The sequence below is a fragment of the Gordonia terrae genome, assembly GCF_001698225.1.
GTDB classification, from domain to species: domain Bacteria; phylum Actinomycetota; class Actinomycetes; order Mycobacteriales; family Mycobacteriaceae; genus Gordonia; species Gordonia terrae.
In genome coordinates this window covers 3752072-3772630 of record NZ_CP016594.1, presented here as the reverse complement: position 1 = coordinate 3772630, position 20559 = coordinate 3752072, and the positions used below count along the sequence as shown (strand labels likewise).

The 20559-nt window shown below is 67.4% G+C and carries 19 protein-coding genes; 12 read left to right on the top strand and 7 right to left on the bottom strand.

What is annotated here, in order from left to right; translation table 11 throughout:
• Positions 1-11 precede the first annotated feature (11 nt).
• Both hpxO and BCM27_RS16925 read right to left on the bottom strand, forming a co-directional pair.
• Entirely contained in the window at positions 12-1169 is a 1158-nt protein-coding gene (hpxO, locus tag BCM27_RS16930; protein WP_004019246.1) for an FAD-dependent urate hydroxylase HpxO, read from the bottom strand.
• Between the two features lie 109 nt (positions 1170-1278).
• The gene (locus BCM27_RS16925; RefSeq protein WP_004019247.1) at positions 1279-1905 is read right to left on the bottom strand and encodes a TetR/AcrR family transcriptional regulator; all 627 of its coding nucleotides are present in this window, start codon (positions 1903-1905) and stop codon (positions 1279-1281) included.
• Positions 1906-2023: 118 nt separating this feature from the next.
• On the opposite strand from BCM27_RS16925, the gene BCM27_RS16920 reads away from it, so the two are divergent.
• The 5 genes from BCM27_RS16920 to nrdF all read left to right on the top strand — a co-directional run bounded on the left by BCM27_RS16920 (position 2024) and on the right by nrdF (position 7246).
• Positions 2024-2581: an NAD(P)H-dependent oxidoreductase gene (locus tag BCM27_RS16920; RefSeq protein WP_004019248.1), complete on the top strand. Its 558-nt coding sequence runs from the start codon at positions 2024-2026 to the stop codon at positions 2579-2581.
• Between the two features lie 396 nt (positions 2582-2977).
• On the top strand, positions 2978-3211 hold the full coding sequence (locus tag BCM27_RS16915) for a redoxin NrdH (RefSeq protein ID WP_004019249.1): 234 nt from the start codon (positions 2978-2980) through the stop codon (positions 3209-3211).
• Positions 3212-3411: 200 nt separating this feature from the next.
• Positions 3412-3879 (top strand): class Ib ribonucleoside-diphosphate reductase assembly flavoprotein NrdI, encoded by a 468-nt coding sequence (nrdI, locus tag BCM27_RS16910; protein WP_004019250.1) that lies wholly within the window; start codon positions 3412-3414, stop codon positions 3877-3879.
• 94 nt (positions 3880-3973) lie between these two features.
• Positions 3974-6166 (top strand): class 1b ribonucleoside-diphosphate reductase subunit alpha, encoded by a 2193-nt coding sequence (nrdE, locus tag BCM27_RS16905; protein ID WP_004019251.1) that lies wholly within the window; start codon positions 3974-3976, stop codon positions 6164-6166.
• A 75-nt stretch (positions 6167-6241) separates the two neighbouring features.
• Positions 6242-7246 (top strand): class 1b ribonucleoside-diphosphate reductase subunit beta, encoded by a 1005-nt coding sequence (gene nrdF / locus BCM27_RS16900; RefSeq protein WP_004019252.1) that lies wholly within the window; start codon positions 6242-6244, stop codon positions 7244-7246.
• Between the two features lie 19 nt (positions 7247-7265).
• On the opposite strand, the gene BCM27_RS16895 is transcribed toward nrdF, so the two are convergent.
• Both BCM27_RS16895 and BCM27_RS16890 read right to left on the bottom strand, forming a co-directional pair.
• Positions 7266-8075 carry an SWIM zinc finger family protein gene (locus BCM27_RS16895; RefSeq protein ID WP_004019253.1) on the bottom strand — a complete coding sequence of 270 codons (810 nt, stop codon included), beginning with the start codon at positions 8073-8075 and terminating at the stop codon, positions 7266-7268.
• A complete protein-coding gene (locus BCM27_RS16890; RefSeq protein WP_004019254.1) occupies positions 8072-11074 on the bottom strand; it encodes a DEAD/DEAH box helicase in 3003 nt (1000 codons plus the stop codon). Before BCM27_RS16890 ends, BCM27_RS16895 begins: the two co-directional genes overlap by 4 nt.
• 139 nt (positions 11075-11213) lie before the next feature.
• Here BCM27_RS16890 and BCM27_RS25890 point away from each other — a divergent pair, with 139 nt between their 5' ends.
• Complete coding sequence (locus tag BCM27_RS25890; protein ID WP_004019255.1) at positions 11214-11384, top strand: hypothetical protein; 171 nt, start codon at positions 11214-11216, stop codon at positions 11382-11384.
• Positions 11385-11393: 9 nt separating this feature from the next.
• Here the strand turns inward: BCM27_RS25890 and BCM27_RS16885 are convergent, their stop codons facing one another.
• Positions 11394-11882 carry a beta-class carbonic anhydrase gene (locus BCM27_RS16885; protein WP_004019256.1) on the bottom strand — a complete coding sequence of 163 codons (489 nt, stop codon included), beginning with the start codon at positions 11880-11882 and terminating at the stop codon, positions 11394-11396.
• A gap of 141 nt (positions 11883-12023) precedes the next feature.
• Positions 12024-13064, bottom strand: coding sequence for an ABC transporter substrate-binding protein (locus BCM27_RS16880; protein ID WP_004019257.1), 1041 nt, complete (start codon positions 13062-13064; stop codon positions 12024-12026).
• A gap of 291 nt (positions 13065-13355) precedes the next feature.
• On the opposite strand from BCM27_RS16880, the gene ctaD reads away from it, so the two are divergent.
• From ctaD to BCM27_RS16860, 4 genes are read left to right on the top strand one after another with little or no spacing between them, the layout of a single operon-like run.
• Positions 13356-15140, top strand: coding sequence for an aa3-type cytochrome oxidase subunit I (ctaD, locus tag BCM27_RS16875; RefSeq protein ID WP_004019258.1), 1785 nt, complete (start codon positions 13356-13358; stop codon positions 15138-15140).
• A 3-nt stretch (positions 15141-15143) separates the two neighbouring features.
• Positions 15144-16385: a phosphoserine phosphatase SerB gene (serB, locus tag BCM27_RS16870; protein WP_004019259.1), complete on the top strand. Its 1242-nt coding sequence runs from the start codon at positions 15144-15146 to the stop codon at positions 16383-16385.
• Between the two features lie 15 nt (positions 16386-16400).
• A complete protein-coding gene (locus BCM27_RS16865) occupies positions 16401-17222 on the top strand; it encodes an aminoacyl-tRNA hydrolase (protein WP_004019260.1) in 822 nt (273 codons plus the stop codon).
• The gene (locus BCM27_RS16860) at positions 17219-17668 is read left to right on the top strand and encodes a cupin domain-containing protein (RefSeq protein ID WP_004019261.1); all 450 of its coding nucleotides are present in this window, start codon (positions 17219-17221) and stop codon (positions 17666-17668) included. The genes BCM27_RS16865 and BCM27_RS16860 overlap by 4 nt, the downstream gene beginning before the upstream one ends.
• Positions 17669-17690: 22 nt before the next feature.
• On the opposite strand, the gene BCM27_RS16855 is transcribed toward BCM27_RS16860, so the two are convergent.
• Complete coding sequence (locus tag BCM27_RS16855) at positions 17691-18695, bottom strand: LLM class flavin-dependent oxidoreductase (protein WP_033204044.1); 1005 nt, start codon at positions 18693-18695, stop codon at positions 17691-17693.
• A gap of 152 nt (positions 18696-18847) precedes the next feature.
• Here BCM27_RS16855 and BCM27_RS16850 point away from each other — a divergent pair, with 152 nt between their 5' ends.
• Positions 18848-19684, top strand: a complete 837-nt coding sequence (locus BCM27_RS16850; RefSeq protein WP_004019263.1) for an ABC transporter ATP-binding protein — start codon at positions 18848-18850, stop codon at positions 19682-19684.
• A complete protein-coding gene (locus tag BCM27_RS16845) occupies positions 19684-20508 on the top strand; it encodes an NUDIX hydrolase (RefSeq protein WP_004019264.1) in 825 nt (274 codons plus the stop codon). The genes BCM27_RS16850 and BCM27_RS16845 overlap by 1 nt, the downstream gene beginning before the upstream one ends.
• The last annotated feature ends 51 nt before the right edge of the window (positions 20509-20559 follow it).

Sequence of the window (20559 nt, the reverse complement as noted above, 5' to 3'; positions counted from 1 at the left end):
CCGCCGCAGATCTACGTGAGTGGACCGCCGACGATGTTGCCGACGATGCCGCGGATGACGTTCGTGCCGTCCTCGGATCGAAGTTCCTCGTACCAGGCGGCGGTTGCCTCCGGGTCTTTGCCATGCGTGACGTCGCACCGCTTGCGCGCGCGGAGGACGAGGTCGGCGGCCCGCTCGGTACGTGACCTCTCGTAGGCCGCGAGTGCCGCGTGCGGGTCGTCGGCGTGGTCGCGGAAGGCGAACTGCAGGGCGATCGCGTCTTCCATCGCCGAGCAACCACCCTGGCCGATGTCCGGAGTCGTGTTGTGCGCGGCGTCGCCGAGCAGCGCGACGCGTCCTTTGACCCAGGTGTGGAACGGGTCGGTGTCGAGGATCTCCACCCGGTTGGTGGTCTCGGGATCCAGTGCCCGGATCAGCTTCTGGACACCGGGAGCCCATGCCGCGAACTCCTCGGCGAGCACGTCACGCGCCGTGCCGCGTTCGAACGGGGCTCCCTCCGACATGGTGACGTCGAAGAAGAAGTAGAATCTGTTGTCCGCGACCGGCATCACCGACACCCGACGCGAATCACCCACGTAGGTGGTCCATTCGGTCGCCGGTCCGATCTCCTCGTCGATCGGGACCAGCCCGTTGAAGTTGACGTACCCCGCGTACCGGCGTTCGACTATCCGGCCGAGGACGTAGTCGCGAGCGAGCGATCTCGCACCGTCGGCGGCGATCACGATGTCGCCGTGAGCGGTGCTGCCGTCGGCGAATTCGACGGTGGCGTGTTCCGGACCGTCGTGGACGGCGACCATCTTCTTGCCGAATCGGATCTCGTCGTGACCGAAGGCGTTCATCAGCATCAGCTGGAGGTCGGCGCGTGCGATCGGATACGGACGCTGCCCGACCTCATCGATGAGCGGTGCCATGCTGAAGCGGCACATCGTCTCTCCTGTGAAAGCGTCGACGTAGCTCATCGAGTCGACGATGCCGCCGAGCGCGGCCGTCTCGGCTTCCAGGCCCAGATGATTCAGGCACTTGACCCCGTTGGACCAGACCGAGATCGCCGCGCCCACCGGCCGGTTCTCGGTGACCTGCTCGTACACCTCGACCTCGTGCCCGAGTTGTCGCAACGCGATGGCCGCCGAGGTCCCGCCCATACCGGCGCCGATGATCACTGCTTTCACAGGAACCCAGGCTAGGGGTCCCGGCGCCGCGGCGCGCGACGAGCGTCCGGCACACCGGCCGCGTCGGTCGTCGGCGCGGCGACGACGCGAGCCGCCGGAAGCAGTGCGGTCAGGACCGGTGGTGGCCGGTGACGAGCGCGGTCACCATCTCCTGCCATTGGTGCGTGATCGTCTCGAGGCCCAGCCCGACGTCCACGAGCAGGTAGCGCACCGAACTCGCCGACAGTGGCGCCTGGACGGTGAGCGCGAGGAAATCCAGCGCGCCGTCGAAACCCAGCTGCCGCAACAGGATCTGCACATGTTGGGTGGATGTGCGGGCCACCGGATGGCTCATGAAATCCTCTGCGCCCGCGCCGGCCTCCAGCAGGATGTCCAGGTGGTCGGAGGTGAGCTTGAGACGCGCGCGCCCGTAGGCGAGCAGTCGGTCGAGCGGGGGAGCACCGGGACCCAGCGGCTCCGGGCCCGACAGGTACGCCTGCTGGATCTCGGACTCGCTGTGGTCGAGAAGGGCGAGCATGAGTCCGGTCCGGCTGCCGAAGCGGCGGAACACCGTGCCCTTGCCCACACCCGCCTCGCGCGCCACGGCCTCCATCGTCACCGCGGCCGCGCCGTGATGATCGATCAGGTTCTTGGCGGCAGCCAGCAACAGACGCCGGTTACGTGCGGCGTCGGCACGTTCGGTCCCCGAAGGATTGAGCGAGATGTGGAGCGGGGAGTGGTCGGGCCCATTCGGCACGTGATGAGCGTAACTCTTGACCAGATCCGGAATGAATCGGACCCTGGTCCGGTTAGAGCAAGTCGTAGACGAGGTCTCGCGGACCCCCACGGACCCCTGTGCCATCGAGAGGAATCACATGTCGGAACGAGTCGTCGAACTGGTCGCGCTGGTCGGAAGCCTGCGCGCAGCATCCCTGAACCGTCAGCTCGCCCACGTGGCCGCGGACAACGCGCCGTCGGGGGTCTCCATCACCGTCGTCGACGACCTCGGCTCGCTGCCGTTCTACAGCGAAGATGTCGACATCGAGGATCAGCTCGACGCCGGCGTGGCGAAGCTGCGCCAGGTGGTCGGGGCGGCCGATGGCGTGCTGATCGCCACCCCGGAGTACAACGGCACCATTCCCGCCGCGCTGAAGAACGCGATCGACTGGCTGTCGCGGCCCTACGGCACCGGAGCGCTCACCGGCAAGCCCGTCGCGGTCCTGAGCGCGGCCCTCGGTCAGTACGGCGGCGCGTGGACCCGTGAGGACACCCGCAAGTCCGTCGGCATCGCCGGCGGTCGTGCCATCGAGGAGGCCGACCTCGGCCTGCAGGTCGCCGCTCTTCCCGAGGGTGGTCTGACCGATCCGGCCATCGTCGATAAGGTCGTCGCCTCGGTCTCCCGACTCGTCGACGAGGTCGCTGTCAGCGCCTGATCACCCGACGACGTCCGACGCCGCGCCCGGCTCAGCCCGGCGCGGCGTCGTCGTGTCCGGGGGTCGACCGCGTGCTGATGTGGATGGGCGGTGGACATGTTGTGGACGGTCTCGGGACAACCTGTGAGCGACACGCCGAACACGCGGCGGACACGCCCGGATTTACGATCGTGCACCGCTCCGACCTGCACGTCTTCCATCAATGTTATTCACAACCCCTTGTGGTGGTCAGAAATGTCAGCCACTAGGTGTAGTGTTTGCGTTACCAGTCAGGCACAAGACGAGAAGCAGTTCGACTCCTCGACAAAGCCGCCGAGATGGTGATCCAGGTCACCATCTTCACGCTGGAAAACCGCACGTCACTGGCGATTCCTACGACCCGAGGAGTACCTCCGAATGTCAATCACCGTCTACACGAAGCCGGCCTGCGTCCAGTGCAATGCCACCTACAAGGCCCTCGACAAGCAGGGTCTGTCCTACGAGATCGTCGACATCAGCGAAGATGCCGAGGCGCGTGACTACGTGATGGCGCTCGGCTACCTGCAGGCGCCCGTCGTGGTCGCCGGCGACGCGCACTGGTCGGGCTTCCGTCCCGACCGCATCAAGGCGCTCGCCACTGCCGCTGCCTGATCCGACGGTCGTCACCATGACGGTGGCGACGTCCGCCGACCGGCGATGTGAACAGCGATCCGACGGGGAAGCCGGATCGCATCGCATCTCCGCAGTCATCGAGGAAATGGTCACGCCGGTCACGGCGTTGATACCGACAGCGCCCGCCAGGACATGACCCCGCGGGCGAGATCCACGAGAACGACCAGTTTGGAGGAGACATGGCGGCAGCCGCATCGCCGTTGATCGTGTACTTCTCCTCCGTATCGGAGAACACCCACCGGTTCGTCCAGAAGCTGGACATGCGCGCCGAGCGCATCCCGCTCCTCGATCGGACCGGTGTTTTCCGTGTCGACGAGCCGTACGTCCTGGTCTGTCCGACCTACGGCGGGGGCAAGGCGACGGGGCAACCCGGCGGCTACGTCCCCAAGCAGGTCATCCGCTTCCTCAACGACGAGCACAACCGATCGTCGATCAGGGGGGTGATCGCGGCGGGCAACACCAATTTCGGTGAGGAGTTCTGCTACGCCGGCGACGTCATCGCACGAAAGTGTCGGGTGCCCTACCTGTACCGATTCGAACTGATGGGCACCACCGACGACGTCGACCGCGTGCGCGCGGGGCTCGCGGAGTTCGCCCAGAGTCCGGCGTTCGCGGCAGGTGTGTCGCTCAGCGCCTCGCCCGCCTGACCCGACGTTCGCGCGTCACCAGGCTTTGTCGTACCCCGTCGATACCGTGCCCATCATCGGCCTCAGCCACCACTATCCGCAGGAGTCATCTGTCGTGTCGCCCACCGCCGCCGTCTCGGACACCACTTCAGCCAGCAAGTCGGGCGTGCACCCCGGGCCTGCGGGGCATGATCCCGGAGAGCTCGACTTCCACGCGCTCAACGCGATGCTCAACCTGTACGACGCCGACGGCAAGATCCAGTTCGACAAGGATCGCGAGGCGGCGAACCAGTACTTCCTGCAGCACGTCAACCAGAACACCGTCTTCTTCCACGATCGCGACGAGAAGCTCGACTACCTCATCGAGGAGAACTACTACGAGCCCGAGGTCCTCGCGAAGTACGACCGGGCGTTCGTGAACGAACTGTTCGATCACGCCTACGGCAAGAAGTTCCGGTTCCCGACCTTCCTCGGGGCGTTCAAGTACTACACGAGCTACACACTGAAGACCTTCGACGGCAAGCGGTACCTCGAGCGTTTCGAGGACCGCGTCTGCATGGTGGCGCTGACCCTGGCCGACGGTGACACCACGCTCGCCCGCAACCTCGTCGACGAGATCATCTCGGGCCGGTTCCAGCCGGCGACGCCCACCTTCCTCAACTCCGGCAAGAAGCAGCGTGGCGAGCCGGTCTCGTGCTTCCTGCTGCGCATCGAGGACAACATGGAGTCGATCGGCCGGTCGATCAACTCGGCGTTGCAGCTGTCCAAGCGAGGCGGCGGAGTTGCGTTGCTGCTCAGCAACATCCGTGAGCACGGCGCGCCGATCAAGAAGATCGAGAACCAGAGTTCGGGTGTCATCCCGATCATGAAGCTGCTCGAGGACTCGTTCTCCTACGCCAACCAGCTCGGTGCCCGGCAGGGTGCGGGCGCGGTGTACCTGCACGCACACCACCCCGACATCTACCGCTTCCTCGACACCAAGCGCGAGAACGCGGACGAGAAGATCCGCATCAAGACCCTGTCGCTCGGGGTGGTCATCCCGGACATCACGTTCGAGCTGGCCAAGGCCAACGACGACATGTACCTGTTCAGCCCGTACGACGTCGAACGCGTCTACGGCGTCCCGTTCGCCGACATCAACGTGACGGACAAGTACCACGAGATGGTCGAGGACCGACGGATCCGCAAGACCAAGATCAAGGCCCGCGAGTTCTTCCAGACCCTCGCGGAGCTGCAGTTCGAGTCCGGGTACCCGTACATCATGTTCGAGGACACGGTGAACCGGGCGAACCCGATCGACGGCAAGATCACCCACTCCAACCTGTGCTCGGAGATCCTGCAGGTGTCGACGCCGTCGACCTTCAACGACGACCTGTCGTATGCCGAAGTGGGCAAGGACATCTCGTGCAACCTCGGCTCGCTGAACATCGCCAAGACGATGGACTCGCCCGACATCGGCCAGACCATCGAGACCGCGATCCGGGGTCTCACCGCGGTGAGCGACCAGACCTCGATCACCTCCGTGCCCTCGATCGAGTTCGGCAACAACAACTCTCACGCCATCGGCCTGGGGCAGATGAACCTGCACGGATACCTGGCGCGTGAACGGGTCTTCTACGGCAGCGATGAGGGCATCGACTTCACGAACATCTACTTCTACACGGTGCTGTTCCACGCCCTGCGCGCGTCGAACCGGATCGCCAAGGAGCGCGGCCGGGCGTTCACCGGCTTCGAGAAGTCGAAGTACGCGAGCGGCGAGTTCTTCGACAAGTACTTGAACAAGGTGTGGGAGCCGGAAACCCAGAAGGTGCGGGATCTGTTCGGCCAGGCCGGGATCGCCATCCCGACCCAGGACGACTGGCGCGAACTGAAGGAGGCCGTCCAGCGCGACGGCATCTACAACCAGAACCTGCAGGCCGTCCCGCCGACCGGCTCGATCAGCTACATCAACCACTCGACGAGCTCGATCCACCCGGTCGCCGCCAAGATCGAGATCCGCAAAGAAGGCAAGATCGGCCGCGTCTACTACCCGGCGCCCTACATGACCAACGACAACCTGGAGTACTACCAGGATGCGTACGAGATCGGGTACGAGAAGATCATCGACACCTATGCCGCGGCCACGCAGCACGTCGATCAGGGTCTGAGCCTGACGCTCTTCTTCAAGGACACCGCCACCACGCGCGACGTCAACAAGGCGCAGATCTACGCATGGCGCAAGGGGATCAAGACGCTCTACTACATCCGCCTGCGCCAGATCGCGCTGGAGGGGACCGAGGTGGAGGGCTGCGTCAGCTGCATGTTGTGATCCTCTCCGAGACAACAACTTTCAGTACCTCTAAGACTCCCGGCACCCACCCCACCCGTTAGACGAGGAAGAGTCATGACCTCCACCGCAAGCCACAGCCCCGCCGACGGAGCGCCCATCAAGCTGGTCAGCCGGGTCTCGGCGATCAACTGGAACCGCGTGCCCGACGAGAAGGACGCCGAGGTGTGGGATCGCCTCACCGGCAACTTCTGGCTGCCCGAGAAGGTGCCGGTGTCCAACGACATCCCGTCGTGGGGCACGCTCACCGAGTACGAGAAGCAGCTCACCATGCGGGTGTTCACCGGTCTCACCCTGCTCGACACCATCCAGGGCACGGTCGGCGCGGTGTCGCTGATCCCGGACGCGACCACCCCGCACGAAGAGGCGGTGCTCACCAACATCGCGTTCATGGAGTCGGTGCACGCCAAGAGCTACAGCTCGATCTTCTCCACGCTCTGCTCCACCAAGGAGATCGACGAGGCGTTCCGCTGGTCGGAGGAGAACGAACAACTCCAGCGCAAGGCGCAGATCGTCATGGACTACTACCGTGGCGACGACCCACTGAAGCGCAAGGTCGCCTCGACGCTGCTCGAGTCGTTCCTGTTCTACTCCGGCTTCTACCTGCCGATGTACTGGTCGAGCCGAGCCAAGCTCACCAACACCGCCGACCTGATCCGTCTCATCATCCGCGACGAGGCGGTCCACGGGTACTACATCGGCTACAAGTACCAGCGGGCGCTCGAGGTCGAGACCCCGGAGCGTCGGCAGGAACTCAAGGACTACACCTTCGAGTTGCTGTTCGAGCTGTACGACAATGAGAGCGACTACACCGAGGCGCTCTACGACGAGGTCGGGCTCAGCGAGGACGTCAAGAAGTTCCTGCGCTACAACGCGAACAAGGCCCTGATGAACCTGGGCTATGAGGCGATGTTCCCGCGCGACGAGACCGACGTGAACCCGGCGATTCTGTCGGCGCTGTCGCCCAACGCCGACGAGAACCACGACTTCTTCTCCGGGTCGGGCAGTTCATACGTCATCGGCAAGGCCGTCAACACCGAGGACGAGGACTGGGACTTCTAGTCTCGAGTCCCTCGGGATGCTACGAATCGCCGGCGGTGAGGCGGTCGTAGAGGTCGCCGAGTTCGTCGATCGTCTCGGCGATGTCGGCGGGCGCCACACCGGTCGCGCGCAATGCGGCGCGTAGCTCCGCGCCGTCGAGTGCGGTCAGCGGGTTCATCCGCGACGGCGACGGTAGCGGTGGCAGTGTCGAGGTGGTGCCGTAGAAGTCGTCGGGCCGCAACGAGTCCGGTGCCCCGGCCTCGTCCGATGTCCGCGTGTCCGCGGGGCGCGAATCGATCTCGGCCAGCAGGGCCCGAAGATCGGTACCCATCACCGTGAGCAGGGTCAGCGGGGTGCGGTCGATCTCGGCGGCCACCTCGTAACAGGTGACGAGCGCGTGGATGCACCGCGGCGCCTCGTCGGGGCAGGTGCAGTCGGTCTCGACGTCGGCGGACTCGGTGGGCACCAGCAGTTCACCCAGCGTCGGTGGTTGCTCACCGCGTGTCAGCAGCATGAGTTCGTCGACGGCGCCCCGTTCCCGGAGAAGGGTCGCGAGCGTCGCGGTGTCGACGGTGCGAGTGCTCAGGATGACGTCGAACGGTTCGAGCTGGGTGCCTTCGACCGAAGCGGTCACCTGGCCGGCGCCGATCCGCAGGCCGCGCACATGGCGATCACGGAAGTACCTGCGCGCCTTCGTGATGCGGCGACTGTCGGCAACCGACTCGCCGTCGGCGCCGCGGCCCTCGACGACGTCGACGAAACCGCGCGACCATGAGGTGAGGCCGTAACCGCGGACGGCGATCGTGCCGCGCTCGCCTCGGCGTTGCGTGCCCTTCTTGCGCACCGTCATTCGCTGACCGCCTCGTCGCGCAGCCGGAACAGCTCGAAGAGTTCGTCGTCGGCGAGGTCGGACACCCAGTTCTCACCGGCGGCGACCGTCAGTCGGGACAACTCGCGTTTCTTGGCGATCATGTCGTCGATACGCTCCTCGATGGTGCCGACACAGACGAACCGATGCACCGACACCTTCTGGTCCTGGCCGATCCGGTAGGCGCGGTCGGTGGCCTGGTCCTCGACGGCCGGATTCCACCACCGGTCGACGTGGATGACGTTGTTGGCGGCGGTCAGGTTGAGGCCGGTGCCCCCGGCCTTCAACGTCGCCAGCAGGACCGGTGGCCCGTCGTCGGCTTGGAAGTCGGCGACCATCCGGTCGCGTTCGGTGCGGCCCAGACCGCCGTGGAGCAGCGGGATCTCGGTGCCGAACTCCGCACTCAGCCACGACGAGAGCATGTCGCCGAAGGCGGCGAACTGGGTGAAGACCAGTGCGCGGTCGCCCTCGTCGGCGACCGTGGACACGATGTCGGCGAGCAGTTCGACCTTGCCCGAACGGTGTTCGCCGTCGCGGACGAGGTCGGTGCCGTCGGCGAGGTAGTGCGCCGGGTGGTTGCACACCTGTTTGAGCCGGGTCAGCGCCGCGAGCACGTTGCGGCGTCGTAGCGTCCGTTGCTGTTTGTCCCGTAGTGCTGCCATCAGTTCGTCGATCACCGCGCGGTACAACGCCGCCTGCTCGACCGTGAGGTTGGCCCGAACGGCGAAGTCGGCCTTCTCCGGGAGGTCGGCGGCGATCGCCGGGTCGCTCTTCTCACGTCGCAGGATGAAGGGGCGGGTGATCGCCGAGAGTCGTCGGAGCGCGGCCGGATCGCGGTCTCGTTCGATCGGTTCGGCGTAGCGCGCCCGGAAGACCGAGGCCGACCCGAGCAGACCGGGGTTGACCAGGTCGATGACGGCGCGGAGGTCTTCCAGTCGGTTCTCGACCGGGGTGCCGGTGAGGGCGACACGGTGATCGGCGGGGACCGTCCGAACCGCTTTGGCCGCAATGGTGTTCACATTCTTGAGGTGTTGCGCCTCGTCGACGACGATCCGGTGCCAGGGCCGGGACGCCAGCAGCTCGTGGTCGCGCGCCGCGATCGCGAAGGTCGTGACCACGACGTCGACGGAGTCCCGAATCCCGGCGAAGGCGGCGCCGGACTCGCGGGACGGCCCGTGGTGGATCGCCACCCGCAGTGTCGGCGCGAAGCGGGCGAACTCGCGCGCCCAGTTGCCGACCAGTGACATCGGGCAGACGACGAGTGTCGGCTTCGGGGGCTCGGCCTCGGGCGAACCGGGCCAACGGCTCCTCTCATGACACTCCAGCGCGATGACCTGCAGCGTCTTGCCCAGGCCCATGTCGTCGGCCAGCACACCTCCGACCCCGAGCGTCGACAGGTGGGCGAGCCAGTCCAGCCCCCGCTGCTGGTAGGGGCGCAGGGTGGCGGCCAGGTCCGCTGGTGGCGTGATGGATTCGGGTCGGAGGGTGCCGCCGTCGGCGACGTCGTCGAGCCACGACAGGCCCTCGACGCGCGAGACCGGAACGGGTAACCGATCCGACTCGCCGGTGACGAGGTTGAACAGCTCGCCGAAGTCGCTCGGCGGTTCGGTCGCAGCCAGTGCGCGCTGGGTGGCGACGAACGCGGCGGCCCGGGTCAACGCGGAACCCTCGGCGCGCATCCACACCCCGCGCACCCGGACCAGGTCGCCCTTCTGCCCGGACAACTCGTCGAGGTCGGCGTCGGTGAGCGTGATGGCGTCGGGTGTGTCGCCGAGCGCCAGCCGCCACTCGAACTCGCGGATCTCCCGCAGGCCGACCATCGCCGCCGGCGCACCGCCACCGGGCGGGGCGAGTGCGCGCAGCGTCAGGCTCGGGCGGACCTCGGCGATCGTCCGGGGGAGCAGTACCGGGATGCCGGCTGCTCCGAGCGCCGCCGCGCCGGTGGCGAAGAGTTCTTCGGCGACCTCGGTCGGCAGCAGGAAGTCGAGGGAGCCGCGGTCGGGATCGGCCCGGCCGAGATCCGGGAACTCGCGCACGGCCGTTGCCAGTTCGGTCGTCAGCTCGTCGAGCTCGTGGGCGTCGAGCCGGTGCGGTGCGACGGGTTCGACCTGCCCGTCGATGCTCCGCCGGCAGACCTGTAGTCGCCATCGAGCGGACTCGGCGACCTCGGTGCGGCTCGGCACCTCGAAGGTGTCGTCAGCCCAGGCGTCGTCCCACTGGCCCTCGGCGAGATCGTCGTACTCCGGCTCGTGCAGGCGGAAGATCAGCGAACGATCGTCGCGTGGCGCGCCGGAATTCCATCTCGACCAGCCGCCCGCGGCGGCCGCGAGGCGTTCGGGCGAGCTGGGTGGACGGGGATCGGCGTCGGGGAGCAGTGCCCGCACGATCGGTGACGCGGGTCGCGGTTCGCCGAGACGGACCGTGGAACGCGCAATGGCAGAACGGCATTCGTGGTCGACGAGCTCGGTGAGGAAGTCGTCGAGGGCTGCCGCGGAACCGTTGTGCAGCAGCGCGTCCGGCGCGCTTCCCACCACGACGGCGTGCCAGCTGCGCCACGTCGGTGTCGCGACGGCGACCCAGCGAACCATCCACTCGCCGGCCACCTGCTGCACCGACGGCACCACCGTGCCGGACCGCACGAACGACCGCGCGCCGTCGAGCAGGTACCGGTACCACCGGACGTCACCCGCCACCGGGACCGACCGCGATGCGTCGAGCAATGTGACCGCCGACGTCAGACCGAGCGTCGCGGCGCGCACGAACTGCCGTCGATCGTCGGCGTCGACGACGGGGATCTCGCTGCGAAAACGTCGGCCGTCGAGGAGGTCGCGTAGGGGCGGCGAAAGATCGGACACATCGCCGTCGATCCACACCGCCATGCCGACGCCCGGCCGCCAGAGGGCGTGCAGGGGCTCGGCGAGATGAGGCTTCGGGGCAGAGTCCGGGGGAGTCTGACCGCTGGACGGCGAATCATGTGGCATCGAGGATCGTCGGCCAGTTTAGCCGTGGCCTCCGACACCGCCCGGGCGTCGCGCGGCCGGCCGGGCAGCGAGGTGGTTTGTCCGCCCGACTCCCCGGGTATCGACGATCGTCGCAGCCGGCACGAGCACGGAGGTATCGATGGGACAGTCCGACAACCACAAGGCGTCCGGGACAGACGCTCCCGAGAAGGAAGTGGAAAAGGACCCGCCCGGCCCGCAGGACCACGGGCGCGAGGGCGGGATGGCCACGCGTGAGAACGCCCCCGAAGCGGTTCAGCGCTCCGAGGGCGGCGGCTCGACGGACGACTAGGTACTCAGGTCAGGACACCTCGCGCAGGAGTCCGGTCGCGACGTCGAAGACGAAGCCGCGCAGCGACGTGGTCTTGGTGACGAACGGGCTGTTCCGGATGCGGGTCAGCGACTGGCGGACGTCGTCGTCGAGGTCACCGAACGCCTCGGCCGACCAGGCCGGCTTCTGTCCGATCTCATCCTGGATCTGCCGTTTGAAGTCGTCGTCGGTGAAGGTCAGCATGCCGCAGTCGGTGTGGTGGATGAGGATGATCTCGGTGGTGCCGAGCAGTCGCTGACTGATGGCCAGCGAGCGGATCTCGTCGTCGGTCACCACGCCGCCGGCGTTCCGGATGACGTGGGCTTCCCCGTCGTTCAGTCCCAGGATGCGGTACACATCGAGTCGGGCGTCCATACAGGCCACCACCGCCACGTGCTTGGCGGGCGGTAGCGGCAGCGGGCCGTCGAAGGTCTTGGCGTATTCGGCGTTGTTCGCGAGGTATTCGTCGGTGACACTCATGCGCCGATCCTGATGTGTCGACGCCGCTCCGGCGAGGGTTAGGACGCCGGTGATCCGAAGTGACCGCGACGACCCGTGCAGATGTAGTGAGCCGTTGCGCCTGCCGCAACGAACCGCGACACCTGCGCGAGGGCGACCCGGTCAGGAGTTCCCGTCGAGTGATCCCTTGACGTCGTTGAGGACCAGCCAGGCGGCGGCGAGCCCCGAGGACTCGTACCAGAGCGCGTCGTCGACCGCGAGCACGCGCTTCCACACGGGTGCCCCGAGACTGAGCCATTCGTCGCTCAACAGGACGTCCTCGCCGTGGGCGAGACCCTTCTCGCCCTCGAAGCTGACATAGATGAGGTCGGCGTCGGCGTCGCGGAAGTTCTCGTCGGTGACGGGGAACGAGTCCGGCACGCGCTGCGGGGCGGGGCGCTGGACGCCGATGTCGCCGAGGACCTGCCCGGCGAAGGTGCCCATCCCGGCGATCGTCTCGGAGTCGTCCCCGAATCGCACCAGCGACACCTGCGTGTGGGCGGCATCCATCCGTCTGCCGGTCTTGGTGGCCTCGGTCGTGTACTCGGCGAGCCGGGCCCGACCTGCCTCGCTCCGGTTCACGGCGTCGGCGACCGCCTGGAACTTCTCTTTCCAGGTGCCCCCGGCCGGGATGGTGACGGAACGGACGCCGGTGAACGGTCGCGCCGAGTCCGCGGTGTCGGCGGTGGTGAGCACGAGGCCGGCGTCGGCGTCGGCGACCGCTGCGGCGTCGGGGGCCGATCCGATGGTCGGGACCGCGGTCAGCTGCGGACCCAGATATGCCGGGACGGAGCCGGGGTCGGCCGCCACCGCGACGACCTCGGGGCCGAGCCCGAGTGCGCAGAGTGCGTCGAGAACGGCGGGGTCGGTGACGACGATGCGTTCGACATCGGCCTGACCGGCATCCGGCGCGGTGGGCGCGAGGCAGGTCGTCGCGTAGTCGCGGTCGGCCGAGACGATGTTCACCTCGGCGACTCGTGTGGTCACGGTGGAGATGGGGGAGCCGTCCGGGGTCGTCAGCGGCTGTTCGCCCGAACAGGCGGCCAGTGCGACCATCGTCAACCCGATCGTCGTCGCCAGGCCCGCGCGTCGGACGAGGGAGAGGCGGGTGCCGGCGTCGACACTTCTGTCAGCCTCGTTCGCGACCGTGACCCTGCGTTGCACCCGCCCAACCTAGCACCGGCCTCACAGTGCCCGGCGTAGGCTCGGGAGCGCACACCGCGGCGCCGGACACCGGCGCCCGGGAGGCTGCTCCGAGAGCCCCGCGCGTCGTCGAAGAAACCGCCGATGAGCACTGCCGATCCGGCGGCTCCGACATCGAATACGACAGATCGTAGGACCCGCTCGGCTCGGGCACCGGTGAGGGTTTAGGATCAGTAACCAGCGCTCGGTTTGTTCATGTGCCGACCCACGTCCGAAGGGGTTCGGAGTGGGTTTCGGGCAAGAGGAGGATCTGTGACCGCGGTAGACCAACCCACCACGCAAGTGGCTCCAGTGCGTCCGTTCCCGGAGCGCTATCAGCCCAAGGGTTCGTTCATCTACAAGCTGCTGACGACGACCGATCACAAGTTGATCGGCATGATGTACATCTCTGCCTGCTTCGCGTTCTTCCTCATCGGCGGCCTCATGGCCCTGCTGATGCGCGGCGAGCTCGCGATGCCGGGCATGCAGTTCTTGTCCACTGAGCAGTTCAACCAGCTCTTCACGATGCACGGCACCGTGATGCTGCTGATGTACGCGACCCCGATCGTGATCGGCTTCGCCAACTTCGTGCTGCCGCTGCAGATCGGCTCGCCCGACGTCGCCTTCCCGCGACTCAACGCACTCGGCTTCTGGCTGTTCGTGTTCGGTTCGACCATCGCGATCGCCGGCTTCATCACCCCGGGCGGTGCCGCCGACTTCGGCTGGACCGCGTACACCCCGCTGACCGATGCGGTGCACAGCCCCGGCATCGGTGCCGACCTGTGGATCATGGGTCTGGCCGTCGGTGGTCTCGGCACCATCCTCGGCGCGGTCAACATGGTCACCACCGTGGTCTGCCTCCGCGCACCCGGTATGACGATGTTCCGCATGCCGATCTTCACCTGGAACATCCTGGTGACCAGCGTCCTGATCCTCCTCATCTTCCCGCTGCTCACCGCGGCGCTGATGGGTCTCGAGGTCGACCGCCAGTTCGGTGCCCACATCTACGACCCGGCCAACGGTGGCGTCATCCTGTGGCAGCACCTCTTCTGGTTCTTCGGACACCCCGAGGTGTACGTCATCGCCCTGCCGTTCTTCGGCATCGTGTCCGAGGTCTTCCCGGTCTTCTCGCGTAAGCCGATCTTCGGTTACTCGGGCCTGATCTACGCCACCCTCGCCATCGCGGCCCTGTCGGCCGCGGTGTGGGCGCACCACATGTACGTCACCGGCGCCGTGCTGCTGCCGTTCTTCTCCTTCATGACGTTCCTGATCGCGGTGCCCACGGGCGTGAAGTTCTTCAACTGGATCGGAACGATGTGGCGAGGTCACATGACGTTCGAATCGCCGATGCTGTTCTCGGTCGGCTTCATCGTCACGTTCCTCTTCGGTGGCCTGACCGGTGTCCTGCTCGCCAGCCCGCCGCTGGACTTCCACCTGTCCGACAGCTACTTCGTGGTCGCGCACTTCCACTACGTGCTCTTCGGCACCATCGTGTTCGCCACCTACGCCGGCATCTACTTCTGGTTCCCGAAGATGACCGGACGCATGCTCGACGAGCGGCTCGGCAAGATCCACTTCTGGATGACGTTCATCGGCTTCCACATGACCTTCCTGGTGCAGCACTGGCTGGGCAACGAGGGCATGCCGCGTCGTTACGCCGACTACCTCCCGTCGGACGGCTTCACCACGCTGAACATGATCTCGACGGCTGGTGCGTTCATCCTCGGCCTGTCGACCCTGCCGTTCCTGTGGAACGTCTTCCGCAGCTACCGCTACGGCGAGGTCGTGACCGTCGACGACCCGTGGGGCTTCGGCAACTCGCTCGAGTGGGCCACCTCGTGCCCGCCGCCGCGCCACAACTTCACCGAGCTGCCCCGCATCCGGTCGGAGCGTCCGGCGTTCGAGCTGCACTACCCGCACATGATCGACCGGATGCGTGCCGAAGCGCACGTGGGTCCGGGTCACGAAGCGGGCAAGGACCGTCAGATGGAAGAGGCTCGCCGCGAGCCGTTCACCGTGGGAACGCACGAGGGATCTCCGGATCCCGACCCGCGCTGACCGGTGAGCAAGGACTCGACAGCCAGTTCCGGTACGACCGTCCTGGTCACCGTCACCGGTCCCGACCGGCCAGGTGTCACCTCGGTTCTCATGGGTGCCCTGGCCGGTCAGGCCGTTGCCCTGCTCGACGTCGAGCAGGTTGTCATCCGGGGGCAGCTCACCCTCGGTGTCCTGGTGTCCTCCGCCGGCGACCCCGAAGCCCTGCAGGAAGTCGTCGAACAGGCGATGGCCTCCATCGGTTTCGAGGTCCGCGTCGAGATCGGGGTGGATCCGGGTAGCCGTTCGCCGTCATCGCATGCCGTCGTCATCCTCGGCAGTCCGGTGACCGCGACCGCCTTCAGCGCGGTCGCCGCCAAACTGGCGAGCCAGGGCGGCAACATCGACTCGATCCGCGGGATCGCCGACTATCCGCTCACCGGGCTCGAACTGATGGTCAGTGTCGCCGGCCGCGGCGGCGTCGCGGCCGACGCCGCTCTGCGCAAGGGCCTCGCCGAGGTGGCCGCGAAGCACGCGGTGGACATCGCGGTGGAGCGCGGCGGCCTCGCCCGTCGTGCCAAGCGGCTCATCGTCTTCGACGTCGACTCGACACTCATCCAAGGTGAGGTCATCGAGATGCTCGCCGCGCACGCGGGCCGCGAAGCCGAGGTCGCCGCGGTGACCGAGGCGGCCATGCGTGGCGAACTCGACTTCGCGCAGTCGCTTCACGAACGTGTCAAGGCGCTGGCAGGTCTCGACGCCAGTGTCCTCGACGACGTCGCCAAGTCGCTCGAACTCACTCCCGGCGCGCGCACGACGATCCGCACGCTGCACCGCCTCGGATTCCACTGCGGGCTCGTGTCGGGCGGCTTCCGCCAGGTCATCGACGGACTCGCGCACGAACTCGAACTCGACTTCGTCCGGGCGAACACCCTCGAGATCGTCGACGGCAAGCTCACCGGCCGGGTCGTCGGCGAGGTGATCGACCGGATGGGCAAGGCACACGCCCTGCGGTCGTTCGCCGACCAGGTCGGGGTGCCGATGGAGCAGACGATCGCCGTGGGCGACGGCGCCAACGACATCGACATGCTCAGCGTCGCCGGACTGGGCATCGCCTTCAACGCCAAACCAGCGCTGCGTGAGGTGGCCGACGCCACGCTGAATCACCCGTTCCTCGACGGGGTCCTGTTCATCCTGGGTGTGTCCCGCGACGAGATCGAGGCGGCCGACGCCGCCGACGGTGTCTATCGCCGGGTGCCCCTGGGCTGAGTTCGCCCCCGCGCCATGGACTTCGAGACCCCGGACGCGCCGCTCGCCGACGTCGATGCGATCGCCGCGGACCATCGCCGGCTGGTCGGTTACGTCGGCGGCGGCGACGACCCGGCCGATCCCGCCGACGTTCTGGCGATGGCGATGGTGCTGCGCATCGAGAAGAACGATCCGCCTGACCGCACCGACCTGCTGACCGCCGCGGCGCGGGCGGTGGCGCTGCTGTGCCTCGACGAACGGAGTGCCGGCGAGGGGCCGTGGGCATCGGCGATGGACGACTGGTGCGGTGCACGTATCCGCAAGATCGCCCGACGGGCGCGTGGGGCGCAATGGGATGCCGCGCAGGAAGTCTGGGGCGTGACCGCCACCGAAGGCGGCGCATCGGCGCGAGCGTTCGTCCCCGGACGGGTGGGTGACCTCGACCGTCGTGTCGCGAAGCTGCAGATCGGTGGGACAGATGTCGAGGGCGCGCTGTCCGGCGAGCCGCCCGGGCGCGGAGTCGTGTTGTGGACCAGTCCGGATCTGGCGATGACCGTCGGCAAACTGGCGGCGCAGGTCGGACACGCGTCCATGCTTTCGGCGAAGTTGCTGACGACCGAGGAGGCGATCCGGTGGAAATCGGATGGGTGCCCGCTCGCGGTTCGTCAGGCCACCCCCGAGCGGTGGGCCGACCTGCTCGTTGCGGACGCCGCCGGGACAGCGGTGGCGGTCCGCGACGCCGGGTTCACCGAGATCGCACCCGGATCGGTGACCGTGATCGCCGAAGTCGTGCGGCACGACGGGAGCATGAGCGTCGACGACACAAGCCTCGGGGAAACGGACGGAGAACACGGATGAGTGCCGCAGAACTGCCCGACTGGGTGCGTGAACTGGACCTGCAGCCGCATCCCGAGGGTGGCTGGTACCGGCAGACCTGGCGCAGCGAGGTCGAGATCCCGCGTGAGGTGCTGTCGGGGGAGTACACCGGCGACCGTGCTGCCGGGACCGCGATCTACTTCGTGCTGATGCCGGGCGATGAGTCGGCGTGGCACACGGTCCGCAGTAGTGAGCTCTGGCTCCACCATCGCGGCGCCCCGGTCGAACTCGACCTCGGTGGCGATGCCGATGAGCCCGGCGATCCGAGCACCGTTCTCGTCGGACCCGACATCGAGTCCGGACAGCATCCGCAGGCGCTCGTGCCACCGGGTGTATGGCAGCGGGCCCGGCCGGCTGGTGACGAGCCGGCGCTCGTCAGCTGTATCGTTGTGCCCGGCTTCGACTTCGAGGACTTCCGGCTGCTCTGACGGGTCGTCTGCTGGCGTCGGGTCAGCGGCCTACGGCCACCGGCGAATTCAGTGGGGCGAGATGGCCGAAGGTGCCCAGCCACACCTCGCGGTCGGGGGCCATCGACGCGACGATCAGCTCGTCGGCGTCGGCGTGGCCGGCGAACCAGCCGAGATAGTCGCGGACCTCCGCGGGCGTGCCGACTCCCGAATACGTGGTCATCTCGTCGATCTGGCGGCCCTGCGGCATCGACAGGATGGCGTCGGCCTCCTCGTCGGTGAACGTGCGGCCTCGTCCGAAGAGCAGGGACACCCGCTGCCGTTTCGCGATCTGTAGTTGCTCTCGGGCGCGGTCCGCGTCGTCGTCGGCGATCGCACCGACACCGGCGATCACGTAGGGCTCGGCCAGCGCCTCCGACGGCCGGAACTCGCGGCGGTACAACGCAACAGCCTCGGTGAGTGCCTGCGGCGCGAAGTGGGAGGCGAAGGCATAGGGGAGTCCCAGCGCAGCCGCGAGCTGGGCACCGAACAGCGATGAGCCGAGGATGTACAGCGGCACGTGGGTGCCGGCGCCGGGTGTCGCACGCACGCCTTCGACGCGCGACTCGTCGCCGAGGAAGGCCTGCAGTTCCAGGACGTCGTGCGGGAACCGCTCCGCCGAGGCATGGGTACGGCGCAGCGCGGCGAAGGTCTGCTGATCGCTGCCGGGAGCCCGACCGAGACCGAGGTCGATGCGTCCGGGATGGAGCTCGGCGAGCGTGCCGAATTGCTCGGCGATCGTGAGGGGCGAGTGGTTGGGCAGCATCACGCCGCCCGCACCGAGACGGATGGTCGAGGTGTGCGCGGCGATGTGGGCGATGAGCACCGCAGGCGCCGACGAAGCGATGGCCGACATGTTGTGGTGCTCGGCGTACCAGATTCGGCGATAGCCCCACTTCTCCGCATTCTGGGCGAGATCGACACTGGCGGAAAGGCTCTGCGCGGCAGTCTCGGTACGGCCGATCTGCGCGAGGTCCAGGATCGACAAGGGGAGGTTCGAAGGCGTCACGCTGATGTTCAATGCGGCCGACGCCCCGGACTATTCCCGTCGTCGCGTTCCGGCCGTCGTGTTCGTGTCGTTGTGTTCGTGTCGTTGTGTTCGTGTCGTCGTGGTGCCGAGTCGGCCCCGTCGAACATCCGGTCGTGGTGCAGGATGGGGGAGTGACCGAATCCGATCCCGACCTCCTGATCGATTTTCGTGACGTCGCGGTCGTCCGTGGCGGCGAGACCCTCGTCGGCCCGCTGTCCTGGCAGGTGGAACTGGACGAACGCTGGGTGATCATCGGACCCAATGGCGCAGGCAAGACGACGCTGATCCGGTTGGCCGGTGCCGAGATCCACCCGACCTCGGGTATCGCCTTCGTGCTCAACGAGAAGCTGGGCCGGGTGGAGATCCGCGAACTGTCGACCCGGATCGGTGTCTCCAGCCCGTCCCTGGTCGATCGGGTGCCGCCGGAGGAGGTCGTGAGCGATGTCGTGATCTCGGCGGGCTACGCGGTTCTCGGACGCTGGCGGGAGAGCTACGACGCGATGGACCGTGCGCAGGCCGTCGAATCGCTGGAGTCGATGGGCGCCGAGCACCTCGCGGACCGTCGCTTCGGCACGCTGTCGGAAGGTGAGCGCAAGCGCGTCGTGATCTCGCGCGCCCTCATGACCGATCCCGAGCTCCTCCTGCTCGACGAGCCGGCCGCCGGGCTCGACCTGGGTGGACGCGAAGAGCTCGTCGACCGTCTCGCGCGGCTCGCCGCCGACCCCGACGCCCCGGCCATCGTGCTGATCACCCACCATGTGGAAGAGATCCCCGAGGGTTTCACCCACGCCCTCATCCTGTCCGAGGGCGGCGTGGTGGCCCAGGGGTTGCTCGACGAGGTGCTCACCAGCGAGAACCTCACCGCCGCCTTTCGGCAGCAGATCGTTCTGGACAAGGTCGACGGCCGGTACTTCGCGCGGCGCCGGCGTCGCGCGGGCGGCCATCGGCGAGCAGCAGGAGGTAACTGATGACGTCGACGGAATCGGGTCCGGAGGTCGTGTCCGCACCGTTGCGGGACGCCGCGACGGTCGTGCTCGTCCGCGACGCCGCAGACGGTATCGAGGTGTTCCTTCAGCGCCGCGTCAAGCAGATGGCCTTCGCGGGCGGCATGACGGTGTTCCCGGGCGGTGGCGTGGACAAGCGCGACGCCGACGCCGACCTGGCGTGGACCGGTCCCGACGCGGCCTGGTGGGCGACCCATTTCGCGAGTGATGCCGAGACCGCGCAGGCGCTGGTGTGTGCGGCGGTCCGGGAGACCTTCGAGGAGTGCGGTGTCCTGCTCGCGACGGACGCCGACGGCTCCTTCGCCGACCCGGAGGGACTTGCCGACGATCGGCAACGCCTCGTCGAGAAGTCGCTGTCGTTCGCGCAGTTCCTCACCGCGCGCGGACTCACGCTGCGTGCCGACCTGCTGCGCCCGCTGGCGCACTGGATCACCCCGGTCAACGAGAAGCGGCGCTACGACACCCGCTTCTTCCTGGCGGCGATGCCCGACGGCCAGCGTGCCGACGCCGAGACCACCGAGGCCGAGGTCGCGCGGTGGGTGAACGCCCGGGTCGCGATCGACTTGTGGGCCGCGGGCAAGCACTTCCTCATGCCGCCGACGTGGTCGCAGCTGAACTACGTCTCCGGGTTCTCGACCATCGACGAACTGCTCGGTGCCGATCGCGTCATCGAACCGATCCTGCCGGACGTCACGCCCGGCGCGGGACTCGCCGGTCTCGGATTTCCCGGCTCCGACGAGTACTTCCGGACGCTCGGCGACCAGCAACCACCGGAGATCACGCTCTGAGGCGTCCGACTTCGGTGTACCGATCGGCCTGAGATGTGCCCTCGTGCGGGG

Excerpts from the sequence above, each read along its gene's own strand:
- nrdI (WP_004019250.1), top strand. The coding sequence starts at position 3,412 with ATGGCGGCAGCCGCATCGCCGTTGATCGTGTACTTCTCCTCCGTATCG.
- BCM27_RS16890 (WP_004019254.1), bottom strand. The coding sequence starts at position 11,074 with ATGCCACATGATTCGCCGTCCAGCGGTCAGACTCCCCCGGACTCTGCC.
- BCM27_RS16915 (WP_004019249.1), top strand. The coding sequence starts at position 2,978 with ATGTCAATCACCGTCTACACGAAGCCGGCCTGCGTCCAGTGCAATGCC.
- BCM27_RS16895 (WP_004019253.1), bottom strand. The coding sequence starts at position 8,075 with ATGACGGTGCGCAAGAAGGGCACGCAACGCCGAGGCGAGCGCGGCACG.
- nrdF (WP_004019252.1), top strand. The coding sequence starts at position 6,242 with ATGACCTCCACCGCAAGCCACAGCCCCGCCGACGGAGCGCCCATCAAG.
- BCM27_RS16885 (WP_004019256.1), bottom strand. The coding sequence starts at position 11,882 with ATGAGTGTCACCGACGAATACCTCGCGAACAACGCCGAATACGCCAAG.
- BCM27_RS16865 (WP_004019260.1), top strand. The coding sequence starts at position 16,401 with ATGGACTTCGAGACCCCGGACGCGCCGCTCGCCGACGTCGATGCGATC.
- BCM27_RS25890 (WP_004019255.1), top strand. The coding sequence starts at position 11,214 with ATGGGACAGTCCGACAACCACAAGGCGTCCGGGACAGACGCTCCCGAG.
- BCM27_RS16920 (WP_004019248.1), top strand. The coding sequence starts at position 2,024 with ATGTCGGAACGAGTCGTCGAACTGGTCGCGCTGGTCGGAAGCCTGCGC.
- BCM27_RS16845 (WP_004019264.1), top strand. The coding sequence starts at position 19,684 with ATGACGTCGACGGAATCGGGTCCGGAGGTCGTGTCCGCACCGTTGCGG.
- BCM27_RS16860 (WP_004019261.1), top strand. The coding sequence starts at position 17,219 with ATGAGTGCCGCAGAACTGCCCGACTGGGTGCGTGAACTGGACCTGCAG.